The organism is Thioclava sp. UBA3469 (assembly GCF_002378135.1).
Classification (GTDB): Bacteria; Pseudomonadota; Alphaproteobacteria; order Rhodobacterales; family Rhodobacteraceae; genus Thioclava; species Thioclava sediminum.
Map to the genome: position 1 here is coordinate 2,856 of NZ_DFRG01000004.1, position 8,575 is coordinate 11,430.

Annotated in this window: 9 protein-coding genes and 1 riboswitch; of the genes, 6 read left to right on the forward strand and 3 right to left on the reverse strand. The window is 64.7% G+C overall.

Annotation, left to right across the window (positions count from 1 at the left end):
• The 3 genes from B3D39_RS00265 to B3D39_RS00275 all read right to left on the reverse strand — a co-directional run.
• The coding region (locus tag B3D39_RS00265) for a sigma-70 family RNA polymerase sigma factor (protein WP_286789262.1) at positions 1-414 on the reverse strand (414 nt) is incomplete at its 3' end.
• A 178-nt stretch (positions 415-592) separates the two neighbouring features.
• Positions 593-2,035: a cardiolipin synthase gene (gene cls / locus B3D39_RS00270; protein WP_274962864.1), complete on the reverse strand. Its 1,443-nt coding sequence runs from the start codon at positions 2,033-2,035 to the stop codon at positions 593-595.
• Positions 2,032-3,084 (reverse strand): RluA family pseudouridine synthase, encoded by a 1,053-nt coding sequence (locus B3D39_RS00275; protein WP_274962865.1) that lies wholly within the window; start codon positions 3,082-3,084, stop codon positions 2,032-2,034. Before B3D39_RS00275 ends, cls begins: the two co-directional genes overlap by 4 nt.
• Here B3D39_RS00275 and B3D39_RS00280 point away from each other — a divergent pair.
• From B3D39_RS00280 to queF, 6 genes are all read left to right on the forward strand, one after another.
• Positions 3,083-3,418 (forward strand): DUF6476 family protein, encoded by a 336-nt coding sequence (locus B3D39_RS00280; protein WP_274962866.1) that lies wholly within the window; start codon positions 3,083-3,085, stop codon positions 3,416-3,418. The two genes, B3D39_RS00275 and B3D39_RS00280, sit on opposite strands and share 2 nt — an antisense overlap.
• The gene (gene ybeY, locus B3D39_RS00285; RefSeq protein WP_274962867.1) at positions 3,408-3,905 is read left to right on the forward strand and encodes an rRNA maturation RNase YbeY; all 498 of its coding nucleotides are present in this window, start codon (positions 3,408-3,410) and stop codon (positions 3,903-3,905) included. Before B3D39_RS00280 ends, ybeY begins: the two co-directional genes overlap by 11 nt.
• A gap of 39 nt (positions 3,906-3,944) precedes the next feature.
• Positions 3,945-4,835 (forward strand): hemolysin family protein, encoded by an 891-nt coding sequence (locus B3D39_RS00290; RefSeq protein ID WP_414717949.1) that lies wholly within the window; start codon positions 3,945-3,947, stop codon positions 4,833-4,835.
• An 18-nt stretch (positions 4,836-4,853) separates the two neighbouring features.
• Entirely contained in the window at positions 4,854-6,419 is a 1,566-nt protein-coding gene (gene lnt, locus B3D39_RS00295; RefSeq protein WP_274962868.1) for an apolipoprotein N-acyltransferase, read from the forward strand.
• Positions 6,420-6,429: 10 nt separating this feature from the next.
• A riboswitch (SAM-SAH riboswitch) is annotated at positions 6,430-6,479 on the forward strand.
• A gap of 7 nt (positions 6,480-6,486) precedes the next feature.
• Positions 6,487-7,653, forward strand: coding sequence for a methionine adenosyltransferase (gene metK / locus B3D39_RS00300; RefSeq protein WP_078550123.1), 1,167 nt, complete (start codon positions 6,487-6,489; stop codon positions 7,651-7,653).
• Between the two features lie 321 nt (positions 7,654-7,974).
• Positions 7,975-8,436 (forward strand): preQ(1) synthase, encoded by a 462-nt coding sequence (gene queF / locus B3D39_RS00305; RefSeq protein ID WP_078520836.1) that lies wholly within the window; start codon positions 7,975-7,977, stop codon positions 8,434-8,436.
• Positions 8,437-8,575 lie beyond the last annotated feature (139 nt).

Below are 8,575 nucleotides of genomic sequence, written 5' to 3' on the forward strand. Positions count from 1 at the left end.
GTTGAAGAACAGCTTCTTCTGCGCCGAGGTGGTGCCCAGTTTCACAAGGCTCCACGAGCGCAGGATGTATTCCTGAATCGCGGCGCGGATCCACCACATCGCGTAGGTCGCGAGGCGGAAACCCTTCTCGGGATCGAAGCGCTTCACGGCCTGCATCAGACCGACATTGGCCTCCGAGATCACCTCGGCCTGCGGCAGGCCATAGCCGCGATAACCCATCGCGATCTTCGCGGCGAGACGCAGGTGCGAGGTCACCATCTGGTGCGCGGCCTCGGTATCCTGATGATCGGCCCAACGCTTGGCCAGCATGTATTCTTGTTCCGGCTCCAGAAGCGGGAACTTCCGGATTTCCTGAAGATAGCGGTTCAGCCCCTGCTCAGGACTCGGGGCCGGAAGGTTTGTATAGCTCGTCATCGTCTCCCATGTCTCCCTTTTGGCGGCTGCTCAATATGGGGATATCTCCCCGTTCTTTCAAGAAACGCAGGGCAGTGGCGATTGGTTCACCGAAAGCCGCCCTGACGCAGTCGCATAGAAAGATCAACGTATCGTAACGGGATTTCCGTCGCGCATGTGTAAAAAAACATCTGACGCCTCACAAGATCGGGGCGAGGACCGACATCAGATTGTTGATGATTTTCCAGTGAAGGGGCCATTCCGCGATGCGTTCCGGGCCGATCCGGCGGGCCTGCGCGATCCAGTGACGCTGGCGTTCGCCAAGTGCGAGCCCCAGTTCGTGATCCTCGATCAGCACGCAATTCTCGTAATTCAGCTCGAAGCTGCGGCGGTCGAGATTGGCCGAGCCGAGGATCGCCACGCGGCCATCGGCCAGCAGCGTCTTGGCGTGCAACAGGCCCGGCCCATGCTCCCAGATTTCGACGCCCGCCTCGGCCAGCACCGGATAGAAGCTGCGCGCGGCATGGGCGACGAAGCGCGAGTCGTTGCGCCTTGGCACGATCACCTGCACCCGCACGCCCCGGCGTTTGGCGGCGCGCAGCGCCGAGGCGATCTCCTCGCCCGGCACGAAATAGGGGGTCGAGAGCGTCAGCGTCTCGCGCGCGGCCCCGATCACCGCAAGGAACACATCCGGCACCCCGCGCGTGTCCAGCATCGGCCCCGTCGCGAAGGCGACCGCTGTTCCGGGCCGCGCGGTCGGTGCGGCGGGGGTCGGGAGCACGAGGTCCGAGATTTCCTCGCGGCTATGAGTCACCCAATCGGTCGCGAAAATATGCTGATGCTGGGCGGCGAGCGGCCCCTCGATCCGCAGCATCACATCCGTCCAGGGGGCGAAGCGCGCCTTGATGCGGAATTCCGGGTCGGCAATGTTGCGCGAGCCGGCATAGGCCACATGCCCGTCGATCACGGCGAGCTTGCGGTGATTGCGCAGATCGATCCGCATTGTCGCCAGCTTGAAAAGCGGCCAGCGGAAAGAAAAGGCGATGGCGGTCTTCACGCCGGCCTTCTTCATCGCCTTCCAGTGGCGCGACTTGATGAAGGCGCGCGCGCCCAGCCCATCGACAAGGACGCGCACTTTCACGCCGCGTTCCGCCGCGCGGGTCAGCGCCTCGGCCATCGCGATGCCGGTCAGATCGCTCAGCCAGATATAGGTGATGAGGTGCACGCTCTGGGTGGCGGCGTCGATATCGGCGATCAGCGGTTCGAGTTGGTCGGACGGGTCGGGCAGGAAGGTGATCGCATCGCCGGTGCTGGGCGCATAGCCGTTGATGGCGGCGGCCCGTGCAAAGGCCGCGCGATATTCCGGCGTGACGGCCTCGAGGTCTTCAGGCTCGACCGGATCGGGGGCGGGCAGGGCGTCCACCGTCGCCTGCAGCTTGCGCGCGATGCGCTGGTTGAGCCGCGTCTCCCCGATCAGGATGTAGAGGATGACGCCGAGGAAGGGCACCGACAGGATCAGCACGGTCCAGCTTGCGCGCACCGCAGGCGGTTTGTCGGGCCGGGTGAGCACCCGCAAAAGCGCGAGCACCTGAGAGCCGAAGTGAATCAGCAGCGTCAGAAGCTCGGCCCACCAGACGTTCACGGGCCCGTGCCGCCGGTTGGGGGCGCGGAGGCCGCACGCAATGCGTCGATCAGCGCGGTCATGTCATCGGGCAGGGGCGCCTCGAAGGACAGCTCCTCCTCGGTGACCGGATGGATGAAGCCCAAAGTCGCCGCATGGAGCGCCTGACGCGGGAAGGCGCGCACGGCCTCTGCCGCGGCAGCCCCGACCGCTTTTTCCGAGATCTTGCGCTTGCCGCCATAGGTTTGATCCCCGATCAGCCCGTGGCCCGCATAGGCCATATGGACGCGAATCTGGTGCGTGCGCCCGGTCTCCAGCCAGCAATCGATCAGCGCCGCCGTTCCGTTGAAATCCTCGATCGTGCGGGCGCGGGTGACGGCGTGACGGCCGCCATTGGCGACCACCGCCTGTTTCTGCCGGTCGGTCTTGTGGCGCGCAAGTTGGGTGACGATCTTCAGCACGCCGCCTTGCTCGAAGCTGACCCCGTTCAGCCCGCGCAGACGCGGATCGGAGGCCTGTGGCACGCCGTGGCAGAGCGCGCGGTAATGGCGATGCACCGTATGCGCCTCGAATTGCGCAGCCAGCCCGTGATGCGCCCGGTCCGATTTCGCGACGACCAGCAGCCCGGACGTGTCCTTGTCGATGCGGTGGACGATGCCGGGGCGCGCCTCGCCGCCGATCCCTGAAAGATTGCCGCCGAAATGGTGCAGCAGCGCGTTCACGAGCGTGCCTTCGGGCGTGCCCGGCGCGGGGTGAGTGACCATGCCCGCAGGCTTGTTCACGACGATCAGGTCGTCGTCCTCCCACAGCACTTCGAGGGGGATGTCCTGCGCGACCGTCTCGACTTCTTTCGGAGGCTCCAGCGCGATCTGATAGACCTCGCCCTCGGCGACCTTGGTCTTCTGATCGGTCACGGTGACACCCTCGCGGCTGACCGAGCCCTCCGCGATCAGTTTCGCCAGACGCGAGCGCGAGAGCGCCGCTTCCTCTGGCACAGCCGCCGCCAAGGCCTTATCAAGGCGGGGACCCATGCCGGGTCCGATCTCGATGCTGAGGATTTCCTTATTCATGTCCGACCTGCCTGACGAAGAGCCTGCCACCACGCTGCCACCCGATCTTCGCTTTCTCAAGATACTGGTGACCACGCTTGCGGCTGTGATGATCGTCGGGCTTGTAGCGGTCGTGGCGCTGCTTGTCATCCGCTTGCAGCAACCCAATCCGTTGCCGCAGCTGCCCGCCGCGATCACGCTGCCGGAGGGCGCGCAGGCCGAGGCCGTGACCTTCGCGCGCAACTATACGGTCGTGGTGACCGATGCAGGTCAGGTGCTGGTCTATGACAAGGCCGGGCAGAAGGTCGGCGATCTGATGCTTGGGGTTGAGGGCGGGAATTCCGATGGAAATTGATCTCGAGATCGAAGACGCCCGCTGGGAGACGATGGGGCTGGAAGACCTGATCACCCGCGCCGCAACGCTGGTGCTGGAGGATCGCGGGATCGAGGCGGAGCTCTGCCGCCTCTCGGTTCTCGCCTGCGACGATGCCCGCATCGCCGAGCTGAATGGCGAATATCGCGCCAAGGCGAAGCCCACCAATGTGCTGAGCTGGCCCGCCGAGGAACGCGGCGCGGAAGATCCCGGCGCGCATCCCGAACCGCCCGCGCCTGATGTCTTCGGCGAAATCGAGCTCGGCGACCTGGCGATTGCCTATGAAACCTGCGCCCGAGAGGCTGAAGAACAAGGCAAATCCGTCGAAGATCACACGCTGCATTTGCTCATCCATGCGGTGCTGCATCTGTTGGGCTATGACCATATTCGCGACGAAGATGCGCAAGTTATGGAACAAATCGAAATCCGGCTTCTTGAAAGCGTAGGAATTCGTAACCCATATGTGTAAGACTAGACGCAACGCCGCGTCATCTTTCGGAAAGGAACAATGGGACAGGTCGCCGACGGAGTTACCTCCGCCAATACCGGTAGTTCGGAAAACGCAGAACCCGGTCAGTCTTCGGAGCCCGCTTCGCGCGGGTTGCTCAGCCGCTTTTTCGGGCAACGCCCCATGGAAGAAGAGGCCCCACAGGTAGAAATGCCGCCCAAACCCGCGCCAGCGCCGCTGGGGCTCGGGAACCTGCGCAAGATGCGGGTGGGCGATGTTGCCATTCCCAAAGTCGAGATCGAGGCCGTTCCGGTCTCCATCACCCGCGACGAGTTGGTGGAGAAGTTCCGTCAGCACGGCTATTCGCGCCTGCCGGTCTTCAAGGAAACGCTGGATACGCCGCTGGGCCTCGTTCACCTTAAGGACTTGGCGCTGGAATACGGGTTCGGATCGGGCAATGGCCGGTTCTCGCTGCGCAAGCTGATCCGTCCGCTTCTCTATGTGCCGCCGTCGATGCCGATCGGTGTGCTTCTGCAGAAGATGCAGGTGCAGCGCACCCATATGGCGCTGGTGATCGACGAATATGGCGGGGTCGACGGTCTGCTCACCCTCGAGGATCTGATCGAACAGGTGATCGGCGAGATCGAGGACGAGCATGACGAGGCAGACGACACCTATTGGCGCGAGGAAAAGCCCGGCCAATGGGTCGTGCTGGCCCGCGCGCCGGTCAACGAGTTCGAAGCGCAGATCGGGATGCGGCTGTCTGACGAGGAGGCCGATGACGAGATCGATTCGATGGGCGGTCTGGTCTTCATGCAGCTTGGCCGTGTGCCCGCCCGTGGCGAGGTCGTGGTGACCGAGAACGGCGTCGAATACGAGGTGGTCGATGCCGATCCGCGCCGGATCAAACGTCTGCGCGTGCGTCTGCCGGGAGTGGCGCCCGCCGAGTGAGCGGGCTATGACGCGCCCATGATCGCGACCCTCCGAGACGGCTTCCGTGCACCGTTGCGCCCGCGCTGGCAGAGCTTGGCTCTGGCAGCGCTTTTCGGTGTGTTGTTCGCCGCCGGGCAAGCGCCCTTGGGGCTTTGGTGGATCGCGTTGCCTGCTTTGGCGGCCTCGATCTGGTTCGCATCGGCCGAACGCTGGCGCGCCTCCACGATCTGGATCGGGTTCGCCACCGGCTTCGGCTATGCGCTGGCCGCGATGTTCTGGATCGTCGAGCCTTTCATGGTCGAGGCCGATGTCTATGGCTGGATGGCGCCCTTTGCGCTGGTCCTGATGGCCGCGGGAATGGGCGCGTTCTGGGCTATCGGCTACGGGCTCGGGGTCTATGCGGGACAGGGGCCGCGCTCGCGTGCGCTCGGGATCGCGCTTGGCATGGCGGCCTCGGATGCGCTGCGCTCCTACGTCTTCACCGGGTTTCCGTGGGTGCTGGTCGGCCATATCTGGATCGGTTCGCCCATCGCGCAGGCGGCAGCCTTTGTCGGCCCGCTGGGGCTGAGCCTGATCACGATGCTGATCGCAAGCGCACCCGCGATGACGCGCGGGATGCGGATGCGCGCGGCGCTCGGGATCGTGGGCGCGGCGCTGGTCGTGCTGGTCGGGCTGTGGCTCGGCGGGGTAGCGCGGCTCAATGCGCCGGTGGCGCCGAGGGCTGAGCCGATCACCCTGCGGCTTGTACAGCCCAACGCGCCGCAGAACCTGAAATGGCTGCCGGAATACCGGATGAAGTTCTTCCAGCGGCTGCTGGACCTGACGAAAGCCGATCCTGCACCCGGCCAGCCGAAACCCGACCTGATCGTCTGGCCTGAAACTGCGGTGCCTTTCCTGCTCGACCGTCCGATGGGCGGGCTGGAGATGTCGACCGAGGCGGCGGGTGGGATCCCGCTCGCGATGGGGGTGCAGCGCAGTGAAGGCAGCCGCTATTTCAATTCGCTGGCCGTCATCACGCCCGATGACCAAATCGAGGCGCTTTACGACAAATCCCATCTCGTGCCTTTCGGCGAATACATGCCCTTCGGCGATGCGTTGGCGAAGATCGGGATCACCGCCTTCGCCGCACAGGTCGGCAATGGCTATTCGTCCGGGCCGGGGGAGAAGCTTCTCGATCTTGGCAAGCTCGGACATGTCGCGCCGCTCATCTGCTACGAGGCGATCTTCCCGCAGGACCTGCGCGGCTTCGCGCAGCGACCCGACTGGATCTTGCAGGTCACGAATGATGCGTGGTTCGGAACGCTCAGCGGGCCCTATCAGCATTTCGCGCAGGCGCGGCTCCGCGCGATCGAGCAAGGCCTGCCGCTTGCGCGCGACGCCAATACCGGCGTTACCGCGATGGTCGACGCGAAGGGGCGGATCACGGCGAGCCTCGGGTTGGACAAAATGGGCAAACTCGACGTCGAATTGCCGCCGAGCCTGCCGCCGACGCTCTATTCCAAGCTCGGTGACGCACCGTTCATCGCGCTGATTGTTGCAGCGTTAGCGCTTCTTTCAATCTTTGCGCGTATTTCGATTGACCCGACCGGCAGGCGCTCCTAGCTAGAAGGCCGAACCACCCCAACGGCTTCCTGACGGGGTGGGGATATCAACAACGGAGCACCCCTTCATGGCACGCGCGAATTACGTCTTCACCTCCGAATCCGTTTCGGAGGGGCATCCCGATAAGGTCTGTGACCGGATTTCGGATGCCGTTCTCGATACTTTCCTGGCCGCAGAGCCCAACGCGCGGGTGGCCTGCGAGACCTTCGCGACGACCAATCAGGTCGTGGTCGGCGGCGAAGTCGGTCTGGCCGACAAAACCAAGCTCGCCGAATATCTTGAAGGCATCGACAAGATCGTGCGCGAATGCGTCAAGGATATCGGCTACGAGCAGGACGAGTTTCACTGGGCGACGCTGAAAGTCGCGAATTTCCTGCACCCGCAATCTGCCCATATCTCGCAGGGCGTCGACAAGGACGGGGCTGGCGATCAGGGGATCATGTTCGGCTTCGCCTCGGATGAGACGCCCGAATTGATGCCCGCACCGATCCATTACTCGCACGCGATCCTGCGCCGTCTCGCCGAGGCGCGCAAATCGGGCGCCGAGCCCGAGCTGCGCCCCGACGCGAAATCGCAGCTGTCTGTGCGCTACGAGAATGGCCGCCCCGTCGGCGTGAGCCAGATCGTGCTTTCGACCCAGCACGCGCATGAGCATCAGACTTCGGATGACATCCGCGCCATCGTCGAGCCCTATATCCGCGAGACCCTGCCCGAGGGCTGGATTACGCCGGAGACCGAATGGTGGGTGAACCCGACCGGCACCTTCGTGATCGGCGGCCCCGATGGCGATGCGGGCCTCACCGGGCGCAAGATCATCGTGGACACCTATGGCGGCTCGGCCCCGCATGGCGGCGGCGCGTTCTCGGGCAAGGATCCGACCAAGGTGGACCGCTCGGCGGCCTATGCGGCGCGCTATCTGGCGAAGAACGTGGTGGCCGCAGGCATGGCGCGCAAATGCGTGATCCAGGTGTCCTACGCGATCGGCGTGGCGAAACCGCTGTCGATCTATGTCGACACGTTCGGCACCGGCGAAGTGCCTGACGAGGTGATCGAAAAGGCCGTGGCGCAGGTGATGGACCTGACGCCGAAAGGCATCCGCGACACGCTCGATCTGTGCAAGCCGATCTACGAGCGCACCGCGGCTTACGGCCATTTCGGCCGCGCCCCCGAGGCCGATGGCGGCTTCTCGTGGGAGAAAACCGATCTGGTCGAGGCGCTGAAGAAGTCCGTGTAAGGCGTGCTTTTCTGGAATGTGCGACGGGCAGGGGGAAACCTCTGCCCGTTTGCATTTTGCCGCGTTCGATAATGAGGGGCGCGTCCGACCCTTGGGTGGGCGCTTCCCTCCGCTTTGGCTCGGCGATTTATCTCAGCAGCCCCGAACGACGTGCGAGCCCGCGATGTTCTCGCCAATGCGCCCTCCCATGGGGAGGGTCGGGCGCGGCCCGGGCTAGCCGCCCGGGCCATTCGTTCGAAACGGCGCAGCGAGGTTTGATTTGACGGCGGGTCTGCGTGGCCTTAGTGCCGCGCGAACGCTTCTCGACGGAAAGACCATCCCATGAGCACCGACACCTCCGGCCTGACCCAGCTGGGCCAATCGACCGACCTGCCGCAAACGCCCGACGAGGCCGTGCTGGAGCGCGTGCCCCAACCGCGCAAAGGCGAGCGCTATCTCGTGCGGTTCACAGCCCCCGAGTTCACCTCGCTCTGTCCGCTCACCGGCCAGCCCGATTTCGCGCATATCATGATCGATTACGTCCCGCGCGACTGGCTGGTGGAGAGCAAATCTCTGAAGCTCTTCCTCGGCGCGTTCCGCAATCACGGGGCGTTTCACGAGGATTGCTCGGTGATGATCGGCCAGCGCCTGCGCGATCTGCTGGAGCCCGAATGGTTGCGCATCGGCGCCTATTGGTATCCGCGCGGCGGCATCCCGATCGACGTCTTCTGGCAGAGCGCGCCGAAGCCCGAGGATATGTGGATCCCCGATCAGGGCGTGCCGCCCTATCGCGGCCGCGGCTGAGCGCGGGCGAACGGAGAGGATGGGGGCGCGCCCGACCCTTGGGTGGGCGCGGCGCTTCGCTTGGGGCTTGGCGCTTTATCTCTAAAGCCCCGAACGACGTGCGAGCGCGCCATGCCGTCGCCAATGCGCCCTCCCGGGG

What these genes read in the sequence shown, in the direction of transcription:
- B3D39_RS00280 (WP_274962866.1), top strand. Translation starts at nt 3,083, where the DNA reads ATGTCCGACCTGCCTGACGAAGAGCCTGCCACCACGCTGCCACCCGAT.
- B3D39_RS00275 (WP_274962865.1), bottom strand. Translation starts at nt 3,084, where the DNA reads ATGAATAAGGAAATCCTCAGCATCGAGATCGGACCCGGCATGGGTCCC.
- ybeY (WP_274962867.1), top strand. Translation starts at nt 3,408, where the DNA reads ATGGAAATTGATCTCGAGATCGAAGACGCCCGCTGGGAGACGATGGGG.
- B3D39_RS00290 (WP_414717949.1), top strand. Translation starts at nt 3,945, where the DNA reads ATGGGACAGGTCGCCGACGGAGTTACCTCCGCCAATACCGGTAGTTCG.
- lnt (WP_274962868.1), top strand. Translation starts at nt 4,854, where the DNA reads ATGATCGCGACCCTCCGAGACGGCTTCCGTGCACCGTTGCGCCCGCGC.
- metK (WP_078550123.1), top strand. Translation starts at nt 6,487, where the DNA reads ATGGCACGCGCGAATTACGTCTTCACCTCCGAATCCGTTTCGGAGGGG.
- queF (WP_078520836.1), top strand. Translation starts at nt 7,975, where the DNA reads ATGAGCACCGACACCTCCGGCCTGACCCAGCTGGGCCAATCGACCGAC.